This is a genomic window from Agrobacterium sp. 22-226-1 (assembly GCF_053522345.1).
On the sequence record NZ_JBNWCP010000014.1, the window covers coordinates 71,796 to 94,494 of the forward strand.

The following is a 22,699-nucleotide window of genomic DNA, read 5'->3' on the forward strand; positions in this document are numbered from 1 at the left end:
CATCCGCCGGGTTTATCGCGGCGCATCATGACTGAAAAAACCACGCCTCTCTTCTCCTTCGGCATCGTCGCCGATCCCCAATATGCCGATGCCGCTCCCCGTCCGGAAATGGGCCGTTATTACGCCGAGAGCCCGAAAAAGCTCGCAGACGCGATCGACGCCTTCAACCGCGAGGAGCTGGCCTTCGTGGTGACGCTCGGCGATATCATCGACCGCGGCTTCGACAATTTCGATGCGATCCTTGCCGTTTACGACGGGCTTCGCTACCGCTCGGTCCTGTTGCCGGGCAATCACGATTTCGCCGTCGCCGCCGAGCATTTGCCGGCTATCCACGCCCGCCTCGGCATGTCCGCCCCCTGGCATGATTTTTCCATCGGCGGCATCCGCTTCGTCGTGCTTGACGGCAACGAGGTCAGCCTTTTCGCGCCGCCGCCCGGCGATCCGCGTCGGGCGCTTGCCGCAGACCGGCTGAAGCGCCTGGCGGATGTGGGTGCAATCAATGCGCAGGACTGGAACGCCTCGCTCAGCGACGAGCAGTTCGAATGGCTGCGGGCCGTTCTGCAAAAGGCGGATGCGGCAGGCGAAAAAGCGATCGTTCTCTGCCACTATCCTGTCTATCCCGAAAACGCTCACAATATGTGGGACGCGCCGCGTATCCTTGAGCTTCTCGGCTCCCACCCCTCGGTCGTCGCGTGGTTCAATGGCCATAATCACGAGGGCAATTACGGTGTGCTGGGCAATACCCACTTCGTGAACTTCAAGGGCATGGTCGATACGCCCGACCAGAACACCTTCGCGATTGCCGATGTCTTTGCCGACCGGATCGTTATTCGCGGTTTCGGGCGCGAGGAGGATCGCCTTTTACGGCTGTGAGTAGGGGATTGGCGGCTGGTTGCTCTGCCAGCCGCTCATCCACAATTGCCGCAGCTTCTCGCCTTCCAGCTTGAAGAAACTGCCGGTCGTTTCGCAGCTCAGCACCCGGTCCGAGCGGAAATTGCGAATCGCCTGCCGCAATTCGCACCAGGCGACGATATTCACCGTCTCCGAATAATAGATCACCGCAATCGGCCGAACCCGCCGCTGCGTTTGCGCGCCGGCTTCATTGCGATAGGTGATCTCCAGCTTCTCCTCGTCGCGCACCGCCCGCCGGACCGTCGCAAGATCGACGCCGGCGGGGGAGGGCGCGATGCTGCCCCAGGCATGCAGGGCATTGGCGGAGAGGGTTTTCGACAGGGGTTCGGGCAGGGAGGCGGCGATCTTGTCGCTGACCTGCCTGGCCGCCTGCCGCAACTCGCTATCGCCGGTGCGGGCGACCATGGCGAGCGCCAGCACGATCGCCTCCGTCTCTTCGATGGAAAACATCAGCGGCGGCAGGTTGAAGCCGGGGCGCAGGATATAACCGACGCCGCGTTCCCCTTCGATGGGCACGCGCATGGTCTGAAGCGCTGCTATGTCGCGATAGACCGAGCGCACCGTCACCTCCAGCGCCTCGGCAATCGTCTGCGCGGTAACAGGCCTGCGCGCCACCCGCAGGATCTGGATGATCTCGAACAGTCTCGACGCCTTGCGCATTGCCGTTTTCCTGGTGGATTTCCCCACGCAACTGACACAACGCTGTCAGTTGGCTTTTCCTATAAACGAAGAAACACATTGAGAAACATGGGATTTCCCGAATGTGTCGTGAAATGTTTTGGGAGATACTGACATGAGTTACGCCGAAAATCTCTGGCTTTTCTTTCTGGTCCTGTTCGGCATCATCATCCTGCCGGGCATGGATATGCTGTTCGTGCTGGCAAGCGCACTGACGGGGGGAAAGAGAACCGGCCTTTCCGCCGCAAGCGGCATGAGCGCCGGCGGCATCGTGCATTCGCTTTACGGCGCCCTGGGCGTCGGCATGTTGGCCGCCTGGATGCCGTCGCTGTTCCTGCCGCTTCTGGTTTTCGGCGCCGCCTATATGATCTGGATCGGCATCGGCCTGATGCGCAGCGCGATTGTCGTGAACGGCGACGAGGCGCAGGCGAGCGCTTCGGTCAGAAAAGCCTTCTGGCGGGCGGTGCTGACCTGCCTTTCCAATCCGAAGGCCTATCTGTTCATGATGGCGATCTATCCGCAATTCCTCAAACCGGCCTATGGTCCGATCTGGATGCAGGGGCTGGTGATGGGCGCGATGGTGGCGGTCACGCAGTTCACGGTTTACGGCGCGCTGGCGCTGACGGCGGATAAAAGTCGGGCATGGCTGGTTTCCTCGCCCGCCGCCACGATCTTCATCGGCCGCGCCGCCGGTTTCATGCTGATTGCCGCGGCGCTTCTCACATTGTGGGAGGCCCTGTCTTAGGCTTCTGTTTTCACGATGGAATTCACCGCAATGTGACTTCTTTTCGCCATCCGGAAAGGGCATCCTCGCGCCGTTCCATATAGCGCCCGGTGTCCCGGCCGGAATCAAGGAGAGTTGCATGAAACTGAAAACCATCACCGCGGCCATGCTGTTCGGCTGTCTTTGCGCCGGAGCGGTCTACGCTGCCGGCGAAGTCGAAAAACGTGAAGGCATGATGAAGCAGATCGGTGGGGCGATGGGTTCGCTCGCCGCCATCTCCAAGGGCGAAAAGCCCTTCGACGCCGATACCGTCAAGACTGCCGTAACCACCATCGGCACCAACGCCAAGGCTTTCCCGGACCAGTTCCCCGCCGGCACCGAGACCGGCAGCGCCGCTGCTCCCGCCATCTGGGAAAATTTCGACGACTTCAAGGCCAAGGCCGCCAAGCTCGGCACGGATGCGGACATGGTTCTCGCCAATCTCCCCACCGATCAGGCGGGCGTCGCCACCGCCATGAAGACGCTCGGCGCCGATTGCGGCACCTGCCACCAGACCTACCGTCTGAAGAAATAATCGCAGCACTTTGGAAACGCCGCTTCCCGGCGGCGTTTTCTCAGGCACGAAAGACATCTGACCGGGTCAGGTGAGAATTGGGGAGAGGGGCATGTCCTCCATCTGGACGAAACTCGCGGGCGGGGCCGTCGTCGCGGCCATTGCGGGCTACGGCATATTCGCCTGGGTTACGGCGCCTCAGCGGCAGGCGCCCAGCCACTGGGTCAGCCTGGGCGAACCGGATCTGGCCAATGGCGAAACGCTGTTCTGGGCGGGCGGCTGCGCCAGCTGCCATGCCGCACCCGATGCGAAAGGCGAGGCGCTGTTGACGCTTTCGGGCGGGCAGGCGCTGAAAAGCCCCTTCGGCACCTTCCATGTCCCCAATATTTCCTCCGATCCGCAGCATGGCATCGGCGGCTGGACGCTGGCTGAATTCGGCGATGCGATGACGCGCGGTGTGGGCAGGAACGGCGAACATCTCTACCCGTCCTTTCCCTATGCCTCCTATGCCCGCATGACGCAGAAGGACATCAACGATCTCTTCGGTTATCTGAAAGCCCTGCCGGCGAGCCAGAACGATGCGCCGGATCACGAGTTGCCGTTCCCCTTCAATCTGCGCATGGCGCTGGGTGGCTGGAAATTCCTTTATTTCGACCCCTCGGCGCGGCCCCGCGTGGAGCTTGCCAATGCCAATGCCGAATTGCTGCGCGGCCAATATCTGGTGGAAGGGCCGGGCCATTGCGGCGAATGCCACACGCCCCGCAATGCGCTTGGCGGTTTCGTGAAAGACAAGTGGCTGGCCGGCGGGCCCAACCCGGAAGGCGAGGGCCGCATTCCCGACATTACCCCCGGCTCGCAAAGCATCGGCAGCTGGGCCGAGGCGGATATTGCCAGCTATCTGGAAAACGGCTTCACCCCGGAATTCGACAGCGTCGGCGGCTCCATGGTCAAGGTGCAGCAGAACATGGCGCATCTGACGCCTGAAGACCGCGATGCGATTGCCGCCTATCTGAAGGCCATACCGTCGCGATAGGGTGCCCTGGGGGCGTGCCGCCCATTGACTCCCGACCTCGCCCATCGGATAACGATCCTGTGATGGTTCCTTCCGGGCGTTCCGGAAGGTGAAAAGGGAACACGATAGGGAGAAATCCTCATTCGTGGCTGCCCCCGCAACTGTGAGCGGAGAGCCTGAAACGAAATGCCACTGGCAGGCCATCTCGCCGGGAACCGAAGGTTTCCAGAGAGGGTGACGCCGGGAAGGTGTTTCAGGTTTTGACCCGTAAGCCAGGAGACCTGCCATCGCGGAAATATCCATGCCGGCGGGGTGTCCGGAAGAGCGGAATTTCAGGGTGGTGGGATCGACGCCTCCCTGTGTCAGTCTCGTATCCCCGTGGTGAAGTGTATTATAGCGGCTCGACGGCCTTTTGCTGTCCGGCCGCGTCCAAAGGCGCGGGGTCGCGCCGGAGAGGGGTCACCATGTCCATCAACCAGAATACGGCCAACGCCGCCGTTTCCGCAAAAACAACCAGCTTCGCGCAATCGCTGACGGCGATCGTGCTTGGCCTGTTCGTTGTCGGTTTTGTCGGCTTTTCCCATGTGGAAGCCGTTCACAACGCCGCGCATGACACGCGTCATGCCAATGCCTTCCCCTGCCATTGAGGGGAACGGCATGTCGTCTTTTCGCAATATCGTCTTTACCGCCGTTCTCGTCGGCATTCTTGGCGGTTTCGCCGTTTCGGCCATGCAGGCTTTCGGCACGACGCCGCTCATCCTTCAGGCGGAAACCTATGAAAGCGCCGGCGAAGCACCCCACAGCCATGATGCGACGGCGCCCGGTGCTGCCGTTCCCGCCCATGAGCACAATGACGAGGCTTGGGCTCCGGCCGATGGCTTCGAGCGCACCGCCTATACCGTCGCCGCCAATGTGCTGACCGCCATCGGTTATGCGCTGGTGCTGACCGGCCTCATTTCGCTGCGTGGCACGAATGGCGGCTGGCGCGAAGGCCTTCTTTGGGGCGTTGCCGGTTTTGCCGCCGTCATGCTGGCCCCGATGATCGGCCTGCCGCCGGAACTGCCGGGCAGCCCGGCCGCCGCACTTGAGGCGCGGCAGATCTGGTGGCTTGCGACGGTTGCCGCAACCGCGGGCGGCATTGCGCTGATCGCGTTTCGCCGCGAACCCTGGGCCATCGTATTGGCGCTGGTGCTGATCGTCGCACCGCATGTGGTCGGCGCACCCTTGCCGCCGGAAGGCGAACATGCGCTGGCGCCGCTGCCGCTGGAGCGTCAGTTCATCGTCGCCGCCACCGTGACCAGCTTCGTTTTCTGGGCTTTGCTCGGGACATTGAGCGCGTTTTTCCTGAAGCGCTTCCAGTCGGCTTGAGACTATGCAGGACGCAGCGGAATGGAGTGAGGAACTCGATGCGCTGCGTTTTGCCGTTCCCGGTCACGGCGCTTTCTGCGCCGTGCACCGCCTTGCCTTCAAGGCTGTCCTTGGGGCGGCCCCGGATCGCGAGGCGGCTCTCGCCTGTTTTCATGAACACGAGGCCGCTTTTATCGCTGCGGCGCTCAGCAAGATAAAACGCTCGAATTTACCCGCCGGCCGCAGCCTGCATCTGAGCAGCCGCGATATTCGCCGGGCGATTGCCGGGGAGGGCGGCGATCACGCAGCACGGGTGTGCCGGGTGCTGGATCGGGGGTGATGAGTGAGGGTGCCTAGACGCTTGTATTGTGCACCACCTCATTCCTGTGCTTGTCACAGGAATCCAGCCGACGCGCGTCTGCGCGACGAATGGAGTCCTTTCAGCCCAAGGACTTGGGCTGGCTAGATTCCTGTGACAAGCACAGGAATGAGGGCGGGCGGGCTTACGTGGCCCACAATATCAGCGTCCGCCTCAGCGATGCTCCGCCGCAAAAACCTGAAGTTCCGCCTCGGCTTCCGGACCAAAGAGGCCGAGGTGTTTCAGGATTTCCACAGCGAAACTGACCGGCGCGCTGCCGGCGGCGGTGACGATGCCGCCATCGCTGACCGCTTTCGGCTGGTCGCGGTAGAGCGACTCGCCGCTATAGACGGCATAGGCCTTGTGCGATGCCAATGAATTGCCGGTATGGGCGACGTCGTTCAGAACGCCCGTGCCGCCGAGCGCACTCGCCGCCGCGCAGATGCCGGCTACCAGCCGGTTCCTGTCGCGAAACCGGTGCACCAGCCCGCCAAGATCGACAGCCGTTCCCTTTTCCCAGCTCAAGCCGCCGGGAATGATCAGCGCATCAATGCCGGCCGGATCAAGCGCATCATAGGATATGTCAGGCGTCACGGTCAGCCCGCCCATGGACGTCACCGGCCTGCCATCGGGGGTAGCGTAGACGATCTCGACGCCGAGATAACTGCGGGCTGCGGCAGCAAGCAGCGCCGGTTCCCAGTCCGCAAAATCCTGCGCCAGCGCAATGGCGATCCGTGTCATGGCCGTCTCCGTGGTTTTAATCAGGCGATGGACTGCATGTAGCGCATGCCGGTAACCGGCCGGGGCGCGAAATCCATGTTTTCGTAGAAACGATGCGCCGCGACATTGCCGGTCGTGGCGCTGACGGAAAGATAGTCGCAGCCGAGACGCTTGGCGATATCGCGGGCGCGGGAAACCAGATGCTGGCCGGTGCCATGGCCGCGATGCCCGTCACGTACGAAGAGATGATGCAGTTCAAGCCCGCGCCGGCCTTCCTGCGCCCTGTAGAGCGGCAGAAGCAGGGCGTAACCGATCAGCGCGCCATCGGCTTCGGCCACGAGGCCATGCACCCAGGGCAGCGGGCCGAACAGGTCGCGTTCCAGTTTCGCCGGCGTGATCGCCGCCGCATCGCCGTGGTAGGAGGCAAGCAGGGTGATCATCTCGTTGAGTTCGGGCAAATCCGTCTTGCGTGCGCCGCGAATGATGACGACGGGCGGTCTTTCCAGTGTAAGGGAGCTATCTTCGGTCATTGTTTCGGTCCTTTGGTCTTATCGGTGCCGTCAGGACGCTTGAGAAACAACAAAGCCGCCTGACGGCGGCTTGTTGACAATATGATCTGTCGAGCCGCCCTTAGAGGTAGGCCCAAAAGTACGAGCAGGAGATGGGTGCGCGTTCGTTGATCATGGGACATGCAATGCGCCCGAATCCGCAATCTGTCAAGCCCGGTTTTCCGATCAATGTTCACCCTCGCACATGCCGTGATTGGAAAGCGCGCGGATGACGTAGCAATCCTCGATCGAATGGCCGTGGCAATGGGAGACGATGCGCTCCAGCTCGTGCTCCAGCTTCTTCAGGCTGGCGATCTTCTCGCGCACATGGGCGAGGTGTTCGGCGGCGATGCGGTCCGCGCCTTCGCAGGGCATCTGCCGGTGCTGGCTAAGCGCGATCAGTTCGCGGATGGCGTCGATGTTCAGCCCGAGATCGCGCGCATGGCGGATGAAGGCCAGCCTTTCGAGGTCGGTCTTTTCGTAACGTCGCTGGTTGCCGTCCGAACGGTCGGCTTCGCGGATGAGGCCCATCTGCTCGTAATAACGGATAGTCGGCACCTTGACGCCGGTGCGTTTGGACAGTTCACCGATGGACAGCATCTTTTTCTCCATATCTCGGGCGCAGCGACGGCAGAACGGATGGCTCCACCGTTCCGGGTGCGATGCTCTAGTCTCTAGAGATATGGCTTTTCAGCCTGCCGTTCAATGGGTCTCAGGCGGCTTCATCCACACCGAGCGCCTGGGCGAGCGCCTTGAGGACATCGTTCTCGATGCTGGATGCGGTTTCCGGCCGTGCCGATGCGGCCATGTCGCCCATGTCCAGAGCGGGTGCGGTCGTCGTGGAAGCGCCGCTGTCGAGGTTCCAGAGCGCTGCGGCAAGGCCGGTGGAAACGCTGGCGGCGGCCGGCGCGACGGCCGTGGCGATGCTTTCGACGTTTGAAATGGTGCGATGTGCGGCGCGCGTCAGCTCCAGCAGGGCTTCGGTGGTGGAGTGGGTTTCCTTGCCCTTTGCCGGTTCAAGGCTCCGGATCGGAGTGGGATGATAGCTGCTGATGGTTGCTGCAATAGTCGTCATGACTGAGTCCCCTAGGTTTCATGGGGTATTTTTAACGGCCGAAACATTCGCGAGGATTGCGTCGCACGGGGCTTGAATGGAAAAACTCGCTCATATAGTATACCCCCCTATAGTATATGAGGTGACCATGTCCCATACGATCCGCAATAAGGAGAAGCTTCTCGCCCGCATCCGCCGCCTGAAAGGGCAGATGGAGGCGGTGGAGCGCGCACTTGACGATGCCAAGCCCTGCGGCGAGGTGCTGCAATTGCTCGCTTCGGTGCGCGGCGCGCTTTCCGGCCTGACCGGGGAGGTGATGCAGGAGCATCTGCACGAGCATGTGGTGCATGCCGAAAACGAAGACGAGCGGGCGCGGGCGGCGGAAGAGTTGGCCCAGGTGCTGAAGACCTACATCCGGTAAAATCGAACAGGATTAGCGACATGACGACGACATCCGAACACCGTGCAGCAGCCGGTCACGACCATGTTTTCCTTGGCCAGAACCATGAGCGCAATGAAAGGCGTGTCTGGATGGTCATTGCGCTGACCGCGGCCATGATGGTGGCGGAAATCGTTGCCGGCCACTGGTATGGCTCCATGGCGCTGACAGCGGATGGCTGGCACATGTCCACCCATGCCGGCGCGATGCTGATTTCAGCGCTCGCCTATCTTTATGCCCGCCGCGAGGCGCGCAATCCGCGCTTCACCTTCGGCACCGGCAAGTTCGGCGATCTGGCGGGTTTTGCCAGCGCCATCGTACTGGCGGTGGTGGCGTTGCTGATTGCCGTCGAAAGCGCGATGCGCCTCATCAATCCCGTCGAAATCGATTTCAACCAGGCGATCCTCGTCGCCATCATCGGCCTTGCCGTCAATCTTCTCAGCGCCGTGCTTTTGAAGGATGACCACCACCACGATCATGGCCACGGCCACGGCTCGCATGCCCATCATGGCCATGGCAGCCACGCCCATCACGATCACGGCTCCCATGCCGGTCACCATGCGGACCACGGCGCAAAGGGCGGGCGGGACAATAATCTGCGCGCGGCCTATCTGCATGTGCTGGCGGATGCGCTGACTTCGGTTCTCGCCATCGTCGCGCTGCTGCTCGGCAAGTGGAACGGCTGGTCGTTCCTCGATCCGTTGATGGGTATCGTTGGCGGTCTGGTCATCGCCCGCTGGTCATGGGGCCTGATCCGCTCCACGGCGACCACGCTCCTCGATGCGCTGCCGCCGGCGGAGGATCTGCCGCAGGAAATCCGTGAAAGCGTGGAGACGGAAGAGGATCGCATCACCGACCTGCATGTCTGGCAGGTGGGGCCGGGGCATCACGCCGCCATCGTGGCGATCCATTCGCAGGCGCCGAAAGCGCCGGCTTTCTACAAGCAGAAACTTGCCGCCATACATGAACTCTCGCATGTGACGGTGGAAGTCAGCCCGGCAAGGGCCTGATTGGAATCGCCTATTCGGTATATTCCGAATAGGCGCTGCGCACCCATTCCACCTCGGCTTCCGCCTTGTCCTCGGGGGAAGCCGCAGCCGCATCCTGATAAACGGGCGCGCTGCCATTGCCGACGGCCCACAGAACATTGGCCAGCGACTGGGAAAGAATGGTGCTGGAAACGGTGGGATTGCCGGGGCCGCGTTTTACCGCCTGCTCCTCCGGCGCGCTTTGAGCGCTGCCAGCTTTTTCGATGTCGCGGATGCGACCCTGATAGTTATATCCGCCAATATTGCTTTCGATCTGCATGTCGGTGATTCCGCGTTCAAAAGTTAACGAATGGTTAACGGCGGTGACTTGTCCGAAACTTGCGCTTGCTGCGCTGCAGCGACTGCCGAGGGTTGACAGCCGGCGAAGTAGTGCTTCGTTTTTGCATAAAGGGGCGGGGAGCGTGGATTGGTGAATGAGCCCACCCTCCGGACGCCAGCAAGGTGTTCGTGGTCAGATAAAAGGTCGATCTCGCCAGATATGCCGACGTCATCCTCGGGCCTGTCCCGAGGATCTGCAACGTTTCGATTGTATTGACGTGTTTAGATCCTCGGGACAGGCCCAGGGGTGACGGGAGAGTTTCAGAGCGTAAACAGGCAGATCACGCCGTTTCCTTCTCCGCCGGAGCAACAGGCTCCCGCACCTCCTCCGCTTCCTCCTCCGCCTCCGCCTCAACCTCCTGCGGCGCGGGCGTCACCATCGCAGCCACCAGCGTATCGAGGCCGATGCTGCCGACCGGTTTGCCGTCCTCGTCCACCACATGCGCGGTCGTCTCGTTGGCTTCTGACATGTCGCGGGCAATGGTTTCCAGCGTCGCGTTTTCCGGCACGGGCATGCCCTCGGGGCGGCTTTCCAGCGGCTCCATCACCGTAGTCGCCTGCAGAACGCGGCCGCGATTGACGTCGCGCACGAAGTCGGTGACGTAACCATCGGCCGGGGAGAGGATGATGCTCTGGCCGTCGCCCTGCTGCACCACTTCGCCGTCTTTGAGAATGGCGATGTGGTCGCCGAGCCTGAGCGCCTCGTCCAGATCGTGGGTGATGAACACCACGGTCTTCTTCAGCTCCTGCTGCAGATCGAGCAGCATGGTCTGCATGTCGACGCGGATCAGCGGATCGAGCGCCGAATAGGCCTCGTCCATCAGGAGAATATCGGCGTCATTGGCAAGTGCGCGGGCAAGGCCGACACGCTGCTGCATGCCGCCGGAAAGCTGGTTCGGATAATAATCCTCGTAGCCCGCAAGGCCGACGCGTTCCAGCCAGTAACGGCCCTTTTCTTCGCTCTTACTGCGCGGCACGCCCTGGATATCGAGGCCGTAGACGCTGTTTTCCAGCACGGTGCGGTGCGGCAGAAGGCCGAATTTCTGGAACACCATCGCCGTCTTGTGGCGGCGGAACTGCCTAAGCGCCGAAGCGCTCATGCCGCAGATGTCCTCGCCATCGTAAAGCACCTCGCCGGCGGTCGGGTCGATCAGCCGGTTGATATGGCGGATCAGTGTCGACTTGCCGGAGCCGGAAAGCCCCATGACCACGGTGATCTTGCCGCCCGGCATGGTGATGTTGATGTTGTTGAGGCCAAGCACATGGTTGTGTTTGTCGTTCAGCTCCACCTTGTCCATGCCGGACCGCACCGCTTCGAGATATTTCTCGGGATGCTTGCCGAAAATCTTGTAAAGGTTGCGGATTTCGATGCTTTTAGCCATGGGAGACCTCGCGGTATTTCTGCAGGCGCTTGCCGAAAGCCTGGCTCGCCCGGTCGAACATGATGGCGATGGCGACCAGAGCGAAACCGTTCAGGAAGCCCACCGTGAAGAACTGGTTATTGATGGCCTGCAGCACGTTCTTGCCGAGCCCGCCGACACCGACCATGGAGGCGACGACGACCATGGCGAGCGCCATCATGATGGTCTGGTTGATGCCGGTCATGATGGTGGGCAACGCCAGCGGCAGCTGCACGTTGAAGAGCTTCTGGCCGTTGGAGGAGCCGAAGGCGTCTGCCGCTTCCAGCACTTCGCGATCAACGAGGCGAATGCCAAGGCTCGTGAGGCGAATGACGGGCGGAATGGCGTAGATCACCACTGCGATCAGGCCCGGAACCTTGCCGATGCCGAAAATCACCACCACGGGGATGAGATAAACGAAGCTTGGCAGGGTCTGCATCACGTCGAGCACGGGATTGATGAGGCGTTGCAGGCGTTCGGAACGTCCCATCAGGATGCCGAGCGGCAGGCCGATGACGATGGCGATCAGGGTGGCGATGGCGACGATGGAGAGCGTCGTCATGGCGTCGCGCCAGAGACCGACGGCGCCGATCATCAGCAGGGCGAGCGCCGTGCCGCCGGTAATCCTGAAGCTGCGACCGGCCAGATGCACGATGGCGAGAATGATGAGGAGCGTGATGATCCACGGTGTCTGGATGAACAGCCGCTCCGAGGAATTGAGGAAGAGCTGCAGCGGGTGCACGATCACATCGATCGCATCGCCGTAGTTTCGCACGATGTCGCGAAAACCATCATCGATGGTCTTGCGTGCCACACGCATCGTGGAATTGTCGATGGCCGGGAACTTGCAGAGCATGTCCGGCAGGTAATTGCAGAGGGCCATTATTGTTGTTTTCCCTTTGGGTTTTGGGGATGGGGGAGGTTGGAGTGCGCGGGCACCCCCCTCTGTCCTGCCGGACATCTCCCCCACAAGGGGGGAGATCGACCTGCGGAAAGGTCTCGCCCATCAAACACGTTGCGGATTTGTGAGAAGGGTGCGCCCAGCCGATCTCCCTCCTTGTGGGGGAGATGCCCGGCAGGGCAGAGGGGGGTAAGCGGCTTGCGCCGACTCCCCCATCACCCAATCACATCGAAGCCTTGATCTTCTCCGCCACCTCGGCCGGAACCCACTTCGTCCAGATTTCCTCATGGTTCTCGAGGAAATACTCCGCGCCGTCCTCGTTGGTGCCTTGGTTCTCGTCCATCCAGGCAAGGATCTCGGCGACCGTCTTGTTGTCCCAGTTGCGGGCCTTGATGTAGTCCAGCGTTACGCCGGCCTTGCTTTCGAAGTCCTTGGTGATGACGGTAAAGACATCGGCCACCGGATAGGCGTTAACCTTGGCATCGGCGCAATCGACCTTGGCCGTGCATTCGTCGTAATGGGCGCGGTCGAGCTCGACGCCGTCATCCAGCTTCACCATCTCGTATTTGCCAAGAATGGCGGTGGGCGACCAGTAATAACCGAGCCAGCCTTGCTTCTTTTCAAACGCATTGGCGATGGAGCCATCGAGGCCGGCGGCCGAGCCGGTATCGACCAGCGTGAAGCCTTTCTTGTCGCCCTCGCGCGCCTTGTAGAGATTGGCGGTGGTCACCTGGCAGTTCCAGCCGGACGGGCAATTATGCACGGCGCCCTTGCTGGCGTCTTCCGGGGCGGGGAAAAGTTCGGGATGTTTCAGCGCATCCTCGACGGTCTTGATATCAGGGTGGGCGTCGGCGATGAATTTCGGAATCCACCAGCCTTCGACGCCGCCATCGGTAAGGATTTTAGACGCCTCGATCATGCGGCCTTCCTTGACGGCAGCATCGAGCGGCTCGCGCACGGCGTTAACCCACAATTCGGGCGCCATGTCCGGCTGGCCCTTTTCGTTCATGGAGGCGAAGGTCGGCATGGTATCGCCGCTGACGACATTGACCGTGCAGTCATAGCCGTTTTCCATGATGAACTTATCGACGTAAGCCGCGACACCGGCGGATGCCCAGTTCATTTCGGCGATGGTGATGCTGCCGCAGCTATCGGCGGCATTGGCGGAATTTGCTGCACCGGCAGCGATGATAAAGCCCGTTACGAGAATGGTCGAGGCGAGGAGTTTCTTCATGTGTAAGACCCCCAAGTCTGATGCAGTGTTTTCAGTTGGCAAAGCGGGAGCACTGCAAAGCCCGGATTGCCAAGGGCGAACTGACATGGCGCGTGGAAAAGCCGAAAAATGACGGCAGGAAGAATATCCGCAGAACACGCTGCGGCATTGCCGCAGGAGATGCGGCGAAAAGGCGCATGAATATGTCAACGACCGGCATAATACGGCCAAAAAGTGATATTGCAACGCGAAATGGCGCATCGCAGCCATGCGTTCGATTCCCGGAACATTTTTCCGTCCGGCGTAATACTGAAAATATATTTATAATTTACTGAGGTGTATTTTGAATTTCAGTAGTTTGAAATAAAAATCCGTTATGCAGTAAAGTGGTATTTAAAGAAAAAATACCGGCGTGATTTTGTGGAAAAAATATTCAGAAACGGGTTTTCGAAGGGTATTTTTATACTGTTTTCGGAACGGGCGACGGCTCTCCGCCGCCCGTTCCGCCATCAGCGGGTCATGCGGCGTCCTTGCCGGCCACCTTCAGCGCGAAGGCATATTCGAAGGCAATTTCCTCCAGCCGCTGGAAACGGCCCGACTTGCCGCCATGGCCGGCCGCCATGTTGGTTTTCAGCAGGATGGGGGCTTCTCCCGTGGTCTTCTCACGCAGCTTCGCCACCCATTTGGTTGGCTCCCAATAGGTCACGCGCGGATCGGTGAGGCCGGAAAGCGCGAGAATCGGCGGGTAAGGCTTCGCACCGACATTGTCATAGGGGCTATAGGCAGCGATCCAGCCATATTCCTCTGCCGATTCCAGCGGATTGCCCCATTCGGGCCATTCCGGCGGGGTGAGCGGCAGGGTGTCGTCAAGCATCGTGGTCAGCACGTCCACGAAGGGAACGGCGGCGATGATGCCGGCGAATTTTTCCGGCGCCATATTGGCAACGGCACCCATCAGCATGCCGCCGGCCGAGCCGCCTTCGGCGATAATGCCCCCATAGGAGGTGAAACCTTCCTGAACCAGATGATCGGCAGCGGCGATGAAGTCCTTGAAGGTGTTCTGCTTGGCTTCCATCTTGCCGGTTTCGTACCATTCGAAACCCTTGTCCTTGCCGCCGCGAATATGGGCGATGGCATAGATGAAACCGCGGTCGGCGAGCGACAGCGTGGTGGTGGAGAAGGAGGCGGGAATGGAGATGCCGTAAGCGCCATAGCCATAGAGCAGGCAGGGGGCGGAACCGTCAAGCGCCACATCCTTGCGGTAGAGCAGCGAGACCGGCACCAGCTCGCCATCATGGGCAGGGGCCATGATGCGACGGGTGATGTAATCGTCCGGATTGTGGCCGGAAGGTACTTCCTGCGTCTTCAGAAGCGTCCGCTCGCGCGTCACCATGTCGTAATCGAACAGCTGGCTCGGCGTCGTCATCGAGGAATAGGAAAAGCGGATGACGTCGGTGTCATATTCCGCCGCGCCATGCAGGCCAAGCGAATAGGCTTCCTCGGCAAAGGCGATGGAATGTTCCTCGCCCGTGCGACGATCGCGGATGACGATGCGCGGCAGGCCGTCGCGGCGCTCAAGCCAGATCAGGTGACGGGCATAGGCATCGACGGAAAGAATGAGACGGCCCGGCTCATGCGGGACGATCTCTTTCCAGTTCTCTTTGCCGGGCGCCGTGACCGGCGCTTCCACAATGCGGAAATCCTTGGCATCGCCGTCATTGGTGAGGATAAAGAAGACATCGCCGCCTTCGCACATCGAATATTCGATGCCTTCCTCGCGCTCCGCCACCACGGCAGGTTCGGCGGTCAGGTCGCTGGTGGAGAGAAGGCGATATTCGCTGGTCTCATGGTCGTGAATGTCGATGAAGATGAAATCGTCGAGAACCGACGCACCGACGCCCATGAAGAAACCGGGATCCTTTTCCTCATAGACCAGCCGGTCGGCCGATTGCGGCTGGCCGATAATGTGGTGGAAGACCTTCGAGGGGCGGTGGTTCTCGTCCTGCAGCGTATAGAAGAAGCTCTTGCCATCGGGCGCCCAGGCCCCGCCGCCGCCGGTGTTTTCCACGATGTCGGCAAGGTCTTCGCCGGTTTCGAGGTTGCGGATGCGCAGGGTGAAATATTCCGAGCCCTTGTCGTCATAACCCCAGATGCCGTGACTGTGATCTGAGGACTGGTCGAGACCGGCGAGACGGAAATAATCCTTGCCCTCGGCCTCCTTGTCGCCGTTCAGCAGCACATGTTTTTCACCGCCGCCGCGCGGGGTGCGGAAATAATGCGGCTGCTCGCCGCCGGTCACGAACAGCGTGCCATAGGCATAAGGACCGTCATTGACCGGTACGGAGGAATCATCCTGCTTGATGCGGCCCTTCATTTCCTCGAACAGCTTTTCCTGAAGCGCCCTGGTGTCACCCATGGCCGCTTCCATATAGGCGTTTTCCGCTTCCAGATGGGCGCGGATCGACGGGTCGAGCAGGGTAGGGTCCTTGAACATGGCCTGCCAGTTATCGGCCCGGAACCATGCGTAATCGTCGGTGCGGGTAATGCCGTGATGCGTATCCTGAACGGGCCTTTTTTCGGCGGTCGGGGCGGCAGGCAGGTTCTTGAAAATCGGCAAGGGAAACTCGCTTTCGTATGAAGAATTCTTGGGCGGCACCAAGATGTAGAGCGGGCCTTGCGGCCGATCAAGTTTCAAATCTCCACAGGCGGAATGCGGCTTGGGCACAATTTCGTCAGCTTTCGATCACATTTTGGCAATATCCGGCAAATCAGCGATGATGGATGCAGGCCGCCCGGCCTGCCGCCCACCACAAGAACAAACGAAAAAACTGACAGGATCCCATGCGAAAGCTTCTTCCCGCTGCCCTTTCTGCCTTTTTCCTTGGCTTGCAGACCTTCACCCCCGCTTTCGCGATCGACGCCAGCGTCATGCGGCAGTTGAACGCGCTTGCCCCCGAGGAGCGGCTGGAACAGCGCTGCGATATCGAGGCGATGGAAAGGATAGCGACCGAGCAGAAGGGCATGCGGCCGGACAAGGTCATCGCCTATACTTTCGGCGATCCGGAAGTGGGGAAGAACTCCATCAAGGCGCCGGGCGCGGTCTTCAGAAGTTCGGGCGAATGGTACAAGCTGAAATACAAGTGCCAGCTGAAGAGCGACAGCCTCAGCATCCAGTCCTTCGACTATCGTGTGGGCGATAAAATTCCCGAAGAGCAGTGGAAGAAGTTGTATCTTTATGACTGAGCATGGAATTTTTCGGTTGCCGGCAGGCGTTTAGCCTCCGCTTTTCTTGCCGCTCCGCCACCGGCTCTGTAACCCTGCTTGCCGATCAAAGCGAGGGAGATGGGCATGGCGACACGATTCAAGGGACTTTCGGCTTTTCCGATCACGCCGGCCGACGAGGCCGGGCAGGTTGACACGCAGGCCTTTTCCGCCCTCATCGAGCGGCTGGATGCGGCCGAGGTGGATTCCGTCGGCATTCTCGGCAGCTCCGGCATCTACATGTATCTCACGCGTGAGGAGAGGCGCCGCGCCATCGAGGCCGCCGCCGCCATCCTCAAGGGCAAGCGCACACTCATGGCCGGCGTCGGCGCATTGCGCACCGATGACGCCGTGGCGCTCGCCAGGGATGCGGAAGCGGCCGGCGCCGATGCGCTGCTGCTGGCACCCGTCTCCTATACGCCGCTGACGCAGGAAGAGGCCTATCACCATTTCGCCGCCGTGGCGGGTGCGACGGCTCTGCCGCTCGCCATCTACAACAACCCGACGACGACCCGCTTTGCCTTCAGCGACGAGCTTCTGGTGCGGCTTGCCTATATCCCCAATATCCGCGCCATCAAGATGCCGCTGCCGGCCGATTCCGATTATGCCGGCGAACTTGCGCGGCTGAGGCCCAAGCTGGGGCAAGATTTCGCCATCGGTTACAGCGGTGACTGGGGCTGCACTGACGCCACGCTTGCCGGCGGCGACACATGGTATAGCGTCGTCGCCGGCCTGCTGCCGGTTCCGGCCCTGCAGCTGATGCGGGCGGCTCAGGCCGGCAATGCGGAAGACGCGAAGAGGATCGATGCGGCCTTCCAGCCGCTCTGGGCGCTGTTCAAGGAATTCGGCAGCATCCGCGTGGTTTATGCAGCTGCCAACATCCTGTCGCTGACGGTCAGCGAACCGCCCCGGCCGATCCTGCCGCTCACCAGCGCCGAACGCCAGCGGGTGGAAGAGGCGCTGGAGGCCCTGTCGGCACTGGAAACCGCGCCTTAATTCGGGCGCTTTGCGGGCGGATTGCCACCGAATGATACTGCATTCACTGCGGAAAATGAAAATGATACGTCGCTTCCTCCTTGCTGCCCTGTTCGCTTCCGCCGCGTCCGCCGCCTGTGCGGGGACCGGCCTTGTCGAACCGACGCTGAAAATGTCGCCGCAGCATGACGGCAAGGTGCGGGTGGCGATGACGCTCGATGCCTGCATGGGCAAGACCGACCACCGCATTCTGGATACGCTGGTGAAAGAGCGCATTCCGGCGACGATCTTCGTCACCGCCCGCTGGCTGAAACACAATAGCGAGGCGCTGGCCACGCTCACGGCGCACCCTGACCTCTTCGAAATCGAAAACCATGGCGAAAACCATGTGCCGGCAGTGGATAAGCCGGTTTCCATCTACGGCATCGCCGCCGCCGGCTCTGAAGCGGCGGTCGAGCAGGAAGTGGAGGGCGGCCGTCAGGCCATCGTCGCCGCCACCGGCCTCCAGCCGCAATGGTTCCGGGGTGCGACGGCCAAATATACCAAGTCCTCCATGACCACCATCAACCGGCTCGGCATGCGGGTCGCCGGTTATTCCGTCAATGGCGATGGCGGCTCGCTGCTGGGTGCGGCCGCGACGGCGAAACACATCGCTTCCGCCAGGGATGGCGATGTCATCATCTCCCATATCAACCAGCCCACCCATGAAGCGGGCGAGGGCGTGGTGAAGGGCCTTCTGGCGCTGAAGGCGCGCGGCGTGATTTTCACAAGGCTGGACGACCCGTTCTTCACGCCGCCGGGGAATTGAAGGGGAAGCTCTTCCCTCATTCCTGTGCTTGTCACAGGAATCCAGTCAGCCCAAGTCCTTGGGCTGAAAGGACTCTTCCCGCCGCGCCGACGCGCGCCGACTGGATTCCTGTGACGAGCACAGGAATGAGGGAAATGAGCCACATCCATGCCCGTTTTTCGGCGGCGTGCCGCTTAAATTTGCGCTAGCATTCTCCCCATGATGCTGTTCAAACGCCCCGACACCGAAACGCTCTATTCCGCCCTTGTGAACAAGGACCCCGCCTATGAGGGCGTGGCCTATGTGTGTGTGACGTCGACCAAGATTTTCTGCCGCTTTACCTGCACGGCGCGCAAGCCGAAGATCGAAAACTGCCGGTTCCGCGAGACCATCGCCGAATGTCTGGAAGCTGGTTTCCGTCCCTGCAAGCGCTGCAAGCCGATGCTCGCCTATGGCTCCGCCGATGAGACCGTGACGTCGCTGCTGACGGCGCTGGAAAACGAACCGGCGCGGCGCTGGCGCGAGGAAGATGTGGTGGCGCTCGGCCATGATCCGTCCACCGTGCGCCGCACCTTCAAGCGTCGTTTCGGCATGAGCTTTCTGGAAATCGCCAGATTGCGGCGGGTGGGCGGCGCTGCGGAAAGCATCGCTTCCGGCGAAGCGGTTATCGGCGCGCAGATCGATGCCGGTTACGAATCCGGCAGCGGTTTCCGCTCTGCCATCAATCAGTTCTTCGGCTCTTCCCCCGCCGCCATGAAAGGCAAGGGGTTTTTGAAGGGCGATTGGATCGATACGCCGATCGGCCCGATGCTCGCCGTGGCCGACGATCACGCCCTGCATCTCCTCGAATTCGCCGACCGGCCGGCGCTTCCGGCCGAGCTGAAACGGCTGAAGACGCGCACCGGCGCGGATATGGTGCTCGGCCGGACGGCCGTGACCGGCCAGATCGAAGCGGAACTCAAGGCCTATTTCGCCGGGCATTCGGCCGCCTTTGAAACCCGGCTTGCCGGCCATGGCACACCCTTCGAGCGCGATGTCTGGCGCAGCCTGCGGGAAATCCCGGCGGGCGAGATCGTCAGCTATTCCTCGCTCGCAACCGCGATGGACAGGTCATCCGCCGTGCGTGCGGTCGCCCGCGCCAATGGCGCCAACCAGATCGCCATCGTCGTGCCGTGCCACCGTGTACTGGGCGCGGATGGCAGCCTGACCGGTTATGGCGGCGGGCTGTGGCGCAAGAAATGGCTGATCGAGCACGAGCGCCGCATGGCGAACCGCCAGGGCATGCCGCTCGCTTCCTGAACGGCCTGGCTGCTGGTTTTCAGGAGGTTTTCGATTGACGGTCGGCGCGTGGGGTTTACCCCCCTCTGCCCTGCCGGGCATCTCCCCCTCAAGGGGGGAGATCGGCAGGAGGCGCTACCGCCATTTCATTCTCAACGTTGAGATGGGCGAAACCTCGCCGCAGATCGATCTCCCCCCTTGAGGGGGAGATGCCCGGCAGGGCAGAGGGGGGTAAACCCCACGCGCCGACCGTCAATCGACAACCTCCTGACAGCTCAAACCCGGAGTGGTTCGCATTTCCAGCGGGAAAGCCGCCGGTCAATCCGGCAGTTTCGGCACCACCCGGCGTGAGGGGAAGAGTTCCCGTGTCACCGTCATGGCGATCAGCGACAGCGGCAGCGCCAGCATGGCCCCGGCCGCCCCCCACATCCACGTCCAGAAGATGATCATCACGAAGACGAGGAAGGGGTTTATCTCCATGTTGCGGCCCACCACCGCCGGAAAGGCGAGGTTCTCCATCAACAGGTGAATGGTGAAGAAGATCGCCGCCGGCAGAAGCGCCAGAATGATGTTGTCATGGGTAATGATGCCCGCCACCGTCAGCGAAATCGTCATGGCGGTGATGCCGAGAAACGGCACGAAGCTGGAGAGGAAGGCGAACAGCCCCCACAGAAGCGGCATGGCCAGCCCGCCGAAATAGGCGATGACCACCATCGTCACCCCAAGCCCGGCATAAATCAGCGCCGCCGTGGCGAAATAGGTGCCGAGCACCTCTTCCACCGAACCGATGATGCGGATGGTGCGCAGCCGCTGGTGGCGGGCCGGAAAGGCCATGATGATCGCCTTGCGCAGCCGCAGCCGGCTATAGAGAAACATCAGCAGCGCGGCGAGGAAGATCAGGCCCTGAATGACGGCGGGCGTGATGTTGGCGCCGAGCAGCGAGATGATTTCGCCGCTGCGCGAAATCAAAGATTCCATCGACATCGAGCCCAGACTGAAGCTCGCCGCCGAAATATTCAGCCATCTGAGGCTTTGCAGATAGGGCAGGAAACGGTCGATGCTGCGCTCCACCAGCGCCGGCCCTTCCGAAGCGAGAAGCGAGAGCGGCTCGGTCAGCGAATTGACCACGAAGAACATCACCGCCGCCACGAGGCTCGACAGAATGAGCGCGACGCCAAAGCCGGGAATGCCGTAGGAACCGAGCTTTTCGGCGGCGATGCCGAGGATCATGCCCACCACGATGGCCATCACCACCGGAATGAGGATGAGCGACAATTCGTGGATGACCGCCATGAGCATGATAAGGAAGATGCCGATCACCGACCAGGCGACGACCACATCCAGCGCTTCGCGTCCAAGCGGCTGCTGGCTGCGCGCATCGTCACGCCGTGAGCCGGAAGCTGGCACTTCCAGCGGGTCCGCTCTTGTTGCCGCAGCGGTTGCCGCGGTGTTGACCAAGCTGCCGGTCTTGTCCGGCCTGGCATTTTCATTCATCGAACGGTCCCCCAATAAGGTGACAAACGTTCGAAAAATGTGGCGGTTCCGGGGCGGCGAAAATTTCCGCCGCCCCTTTTTTGCGTTTAGGCGGAAAGCTTTAGCCCGATGCCCCACGGATCTTTAAGGACAATGCCGTCACTTTGCCTTTCGGTGGCGATTTCCAGTCGGTCGAGTGCGGCAATCGCTGTCTCAAGCGCGGCCGGCTCGTTGAAGGTCAGCGAATAGCCGGAAAGGCCGGTCATATTGTCCTTGCGGGCCGCGGCACCCCGGCTGTTCCAGATATTGGCGGCGACGTGGTGGTGATAGGCCCCGGAACCGAAGAAGCTCCCGCCGGGATAACGCGCCATGATCTTCAGCCCCAGCACATCCTGATAAAATTCATCCGCCTGCGGAATATTGCCCACCTGCAGATGGATATGGCCGATGGCTGTTCCTTCCGCCGCCCCGGTAAAGGCCGTCTTCGGCGCGCTGTCGTAAAGCGCCTGCAGGTTGAGGCCGAGAGTGGCCATCTCCACCGTGCCGTCCTGCTGGTAGGTCCATTCATCCGGCGAACGGTCGCGATAGACTTCGATGCCGTTGCCTTCCGGGTCGGCAAGATAGATCGCCTCGCTGACCAGATGGTCGGACGCGCCCTGAAACTGGACATTGTTATGGGCGGCATGCGCCAGCCAATGGGCTAGATCGTTTCGGCTCGGCATCAGGAAGGCGGTGTGGAACAGGCCTGCGGCGTTGCGCGGCGCGCGTTCCGCCGTGCCGGAGGTGGAAAGTGTGAGCAGCGGCTGGCCGCCGACACCCAGCACTTCACCGCTCGGGTTCTTTTCAAGAACGGAAAGACCGATGATCTTCTGGTAGAAATCCGAAACGCGCGGCAGATCGTGAACGACGAGATGCGCCTGGCCGACATAGGCCGGCCGCGTCAGGGCGAATTGTTTGATTTCACTCATCATGATCTCCATATTGAATCCGAAGCGCCCTGGGGCGGATCGGTCGCCGAAACCATCGGCCGACGCCGCTTCGCGGCGTTTGTCGAAGGCGAATATGGGCTGGTTTCGTCGTTCAGCAAAGATCGTCGTCTGGCGATTGACCGTCCACTATTCGTTGACAATGCCCCGTTCCGGCCCGGCTCCGGCTTTGACTTCGATCAAGGTGAAGGCCGTGCCGAAGGGGAAATATAAGCCTAGCCCGACACGCTAAACGGCGGATCAAGCCAAAGGAGACAGCCATGTACAAGAAGATCATCGTACCGGTAGACCTCAGCGCCACCGACAAGGGGGAAAAGATTCTCGAAAAGGCCAAGGCGCTTCTGGACCCGGACGGCGAGATCGTTCTCATCAATGTTGTCGAGGAACTGCCGGGCTATATGGCGATCGACCTGCCTGTCGACCTGATCGAAAACGCCATCAAGGACGCCAAGACCAAGCTTTCGGACATCAAGACGAGAGCCGGTTTCAAGGGCAGCCAGGAAATCAGAAGCGGCGCCCCCGCGCGTGAAATCATCGCCGCCGCCGAGGAACACAAGGCCGACCTCATCATCATCGCATCGCACACGCCGGATTTCAGCAATTATTTCATCGGCGCCACCGCCGACCGCGTGGTGCGCCATGCCAAATGCTCGGTGCTGGTGGACCGATAAAAGCCTGACGTTTTAGGGTTGCGGGCGGATTTTCCGCCCCCA

The 22,699-nt window shown here is 61.2% G+C and carries 27 protein-coding genes and 1 riboswitch; of the genes, 15 read left to right on the forward strand and 12 right to left on the reverse strand.

What is annotated here, in order from left to right:
- Positions 1-27 precede the first annotated feature (27 nt).
- Positions 28-873, forward strand: a complete 846-nt coding sequence (locus ACQZ5K_RS21070; RefSeq protein WP_448741313.1) for a metallophosphoesterase — start codon at positions 28-30, stop codon at positions 871-873.
- Here ACQZ5K_RS21070 and ACQZ5K_RS21075 read toward each other — a convergent pair.
- Positions 862-1,572, reverse strand: coding sequence for a helix-turn-helix transcriptional regulator (locus ACQZ5K_RS21075; RefSeq protein ID WP_448741314.1), 711 nt, complete (start codon positions 1,570-1,572; stop codon positions 862-864). The two genes, ACQZ5K_RS21070 and ACQZ5K_RS21075, sit on opposite strands and share 12 nt — an antisense overlap.
- A gap of 133 nt (positions 1,573-1,705) precedes the next feature.
- Here ACQZ5K_RS21075 and ACQZ5K_RS21080 point away from each other — a divergent pair, with 133 nt between their 5' ends.
- From ACQZ5K_RS21080 to ACQZ5K_RS21105, 6 genes are all read left to right on the forward strand, one after another.
- Positions 1,706-2,335: a LysE family translocator gene (locus tag ACQZ5K_RS21080; RefSeq protein WP_003522261.1), complete on the forward strand. Its 630-nt coding sequence runs from the start codon at positions 1,706-1,708 to the stop codon at positions 2,333-2,335.
- A 118-nt stretch (positions 2,336-2,453) separates the two neighbouring features.
- A complete protein-coding gene (locus ACQZ5K_RS21085; RefSeq protein WP_003522262.1) occupies positions 2,454-2,888 on the forward strand; it encodes a c-type cytochrome in 435 nt (144 codons plus the stop codon).
- Positions 2,889-2,979: 91 nt separating this feature from the next.
- Entirely contained in the window at positions 2,980-3,900 is a 921-nt protein-coding gene (locus ACQZ5K_RS21090; RefSeq protein ID WP_020810770.1) for a c-type cytochrome, read from the forward strand.
- A 46-nt stretch (positions 3,901-3,946) separates the two neighbouring features.
- Positions 3,947-4,182, forward strand: a riboswitch (cobalamin riboswitch).
- Between the two features lie 161 nt (positions 4,183-4,343).
- Positions 4,344-4,526: a CbtB domain-containing protein gene (locus ACQZ5K_RS21095; RefSeq protein WP_003522264.1), complete on the forward strand. Its 183-nt coding sequence runs from the start codon at positions 4,344-4,346 to the stop codon at positions 4,524-4,526.
- 10 nt (positions 4,527-4,536) lie between these two features.
- A complete protein-coding gene (locus ACQZ5K_RS21100; RefSeq protein ID WP_020810769.1) occupies positions 4,537-5,247 on the forward strand; it encodes a CbtA family protein in 711 nt (236 codons plus the stop codon).
- 4 nt (positions 5,248-5,251) lie between these two features.
- The gene (locus ACQZ5K_RS21105; RefSeq protein ID WP_448741315.1) at positions 5,252-5,566 is read left to right on the forward strand and encodes a hypothetical protein; all 315 of its coding nucleotides are present in this window, start codon (positions 5,252-5,254) and stop codon (positions 5,564-5,566) included.
- Positions 5,567-5,758: 192 nt separating this feature from the next.
- On the opposite strand, the gene ACQZ5K_RS21110 is transcribed toward ACQZ5K_RS21105, so the two are convergent.
- The 4 genes from ACQZ5K_RS21110 to ACQZ5K_RS21125 all read right to left on the reverse strand — a co-directional run bounded on the left by ACQZ5K_RS21110 (position 5,759) and on the right by ACQZ5K_RS21125 (position 7,927).
- Complete coding sequence (locus ACQZ5K_RS21110; protein WP_448741316.1) at positions 5,759-6,325, reverse strand: type 1 glutamine amidotransferase family protein; 567 nt, start codon at positions 6,323-6,325, stop codon at positions 5,759-5,761.
- Positions 6,326-6,345: 20 nt separating this feature from the next.
- On the reverse strand, positions 6,346-6,834 hold the full coding sequence (locus tag ACQZ5K_RS21115) for a GNAT family N-acetyltransferase (RefSeq protein ID WP_003509304.1): 489 nt from the start codon (positions 6,832-6,834) through the stop codon (positions 6,346-6,348).
- A 204-nt stretch (positions 6,835-7,038) separates the two neighbouring features.
- Entirely contained in the window at positions 7,039-7,452 is a 414-nt protein-coding gene (locus tag ACQZ5K_RS21120) for a MerR family transcriptional regulator (protein WP_003522268.1), read from the reverse strand.
- A gap of 112 nt (positions 7,453-7,564) precedes the next feature.
- Positions 7,565-7,927 (reverse strand): hypothetical protein, encoded by a 363-nt coding sequence (locus ACQZ5K_RS21125; RefSeq protein WP_448741317.1) that lies wholly within the window; start codon positions 7,925-7,927, stop codon positions 7,565-7,567.
- A gap of 127 nt (positions 7,928-8,054) precedes the next feature.
- On the opposite strand from ACQZ5K_RS21125, the gene dmeR reads away from it, so the two are divergent.
- Positions 8,055-8,327, forward strand: a complete 273-nt coding sequence (dmeR, locus tag ACQZ5K_RS21130; RefSeq protein ID WP_003509296.1) for a Ni(II)/Co(II)-sensing transcriptional repressor DmeR — start codon at positions 8,055-8,057, stop codon at positions 8,325-8,327.
- Between the two features lie 20 nt (positions 8,328-8,347).
- Entirely contained in the window at positions 8,348-9,355 is a 1,008-nt protein-coding gene (dmeF, locus tag ACQZ5K_RS21135; RefSeq protein WP_080852499.1) for a CDF family Co(II)/Ni(II) efflux transporter DmeF, read from the forward strand.
- Between the two features lie 10 nt (positions 9,356-9,365).
- Here the strand turns inward: dmeF and ACQZ5K_RS21140 are convergent, their stop codons facing one another.
- From ACQZ5K_RS21140 to ACQZ5K_RS21160, 5 genes are all read right to left on the reverse strand, one after another.
- Positions 9,366-9,653, reverse strand: a complete 288-nt coding sequence (locus tag ACQZ5K_RS21140; RefSeq protein ID WP_448741318.1) for a hypothetical protein — start codon at positions 9,651-9,653, stop codon at positions 9,366-9,368.
- Positions 9,654-9,993: 340 nt separating this feature from the next.
- Entirely contained in the window at positions 9,994-11,094 is a 1,101-nt protein-coding gene (locus ACQZ5K_RS21145; RefSeq protein WP_448741319.1) for a quaternary amine ABC transporter ATP-binding protein, read from the reverse strand.
- Positions 11,087-11,995 (reverse strand): ABC transporter permease, encoded by a 909-nt coding sequence (locus ACQZ5K_RS21150; protein ID WP_003522273.1) that lies wholly within the window; start codon positions 11,993-11,995, stop codon positions 11,087-11,089. The genes ACQZ5K_RS21145 and ACQZ5K_RS21150 overlap by 8 nt, the downstream gene beginning before the upstream one ends.
- A gap of 241 nt (positions 11,996-12,236) precedes the next feature.
- On the reverse strand, positions 12,237-13,247 hold the full coding sequence (locus ACQZ5K_RS21155; protein WP_448741320.1) for an ABC transporter substrate-binding protein: 1,011 nt from the start codon (positions 13,245-13,247) through the stop codon (positions 12,237-12,239).
- A 496-nt stretch (positions 13,248-13,743) separates the two neighbouring features.
- The gene (locus tag ACQZ5K_RS21160; RefSeq protein ID WP_448741321.1) at positions 13,744-15,843 is read right to left on the reverse strand and encodes a S9 family peptidase; all 2,100 of its coding nucleotides are present in this window, start codon (positions 15,841-15,843) and stop codon (positions 13,744-13,746) included.
- Between the two features lie 224 nt (positions 15,844-16,067).
- On the opposite strand from ACQZ5K_RS21160, the gene ACQZ5K_RS21165 reads away from it, so the two are divergent.
- The 4 genes from ACQZ5K_RS21165 to ACQZ5K_RS21180 all read left to right on the forward strand — a co-directional run bounded on the left by ACQZ5K_RS21165 (position 16,068) and on the right by ACQZ5K_RS21180 (position 19,548).
- Positions 16,068-16,469 carry a DUF930 domain-containing protein gene (locus ACQZ5K_RS21165; RefSeq protein ID WP_003522276.1) on the forward strand — a complete coding sequence of 134 codons (402 nt, stop codon included), beginning with the start codon at positions 16,068-16,070 and terminating at the stop codon, positions 16,467-16,469.
- A gap of 105 nt (positions 16,470-16,574) precedes the next feature.
- Positions 16,575-17,483 (forward strand): dihydrodipicolinate synthase family protein, encoded by a 909-nt coding sequence (locus ACQZ5K_RS21170; RefSeq protein WP_448741322.1) that lies wholly within the window; start codon positions 16,575-16,577, stop codon positions 17,481-17,483.
- A gap of 61 nt (positions 17,484-17,544) precedes the next feature.
- Positions 17,545-18,270 carry a polysaccharide deacetylase family protein gene (locus tag ACQZ5K_RS21175; RefSeq protein WP_448741323.1) on the forward strand — a complete coding sequence of 242 codons (726 nt, stop codon included), beginning with the start codon at positions 17,545-17,547 and terminating at the stop codon, positions 18,268-18,270.
- 198 nt (positions 18,271-18,468) lie between these two features.
- Positions 18,469-19,548, forward strand: coding sequence for a bifunctional transcriptional activator/DNA repair enzyme AdaA (locus ACQZ5K_RS21180; protein WP_448741324.1), 1,080 nt, complete (start codon positions 18,469-18,471; stop codon positions 19,546-19,548).
- A gap of 297 nt (positions 19,549-19,845) precedes the next feature.
- On the opposite strand, the gene ACQZ5K_RS21185 is transcribed toward ACQZ5K_RS21180, so the two are convergent.
- On the reverse strand, positions 19,846-21,021 hold the full coding sequence (locus ACQZ5K_RS21185) for an AI-2E family transporter (protein ID WP_448741325.1): 1,176 nt from the start codon (positions 21,019-21,021) through the stop codon (positions 19,846-19,848).
- Between the two features lie 86 nt (positions 21,022-21,107).
- Positions 21,108-21,968 carry a VOC family protein gene (locus ACQZ5K_RS21190; protein ID WP_448741326.1) on the reverse strand — a complete coding sequence of 287 codons (861 nt, stop codon included), beginning with the start codon at positions 21,966-21,968 and terminating at the stop codon, positions 21,108-21,110.
- Between ACQZ5K_RS21190 and ACQZ5K_RS21195 the strand changes: the two genes are divergently transcribed.
- Entirely contained in the window at positions 21,951-22,199 is a 249-nt protein-coding gene (locus ACQZ5K_RS21195; protein ID WP_059753907.1) for a hypothetical protein, read from the forward strand. The two genes, ACQZ5K_RS21190 and ACQZ5K_RS21195, sit on opposite strands and share 18 nt — an antisense overlap.
- A gap of 47 nt (positions 22,200-22,246) precedes the next feature.
- Positions 22,247-22,657, forward strand: a complete 411-nt coding sequence (locus ACQZ5K_RS21200) for a universal stress protein (protein WP_003522284.1) — start codon at positions 22,247-22,249, stop codon at positions 22,655-22,657.
- Positions 22,658-22,699: the final 42 nt, after the last annotated feature.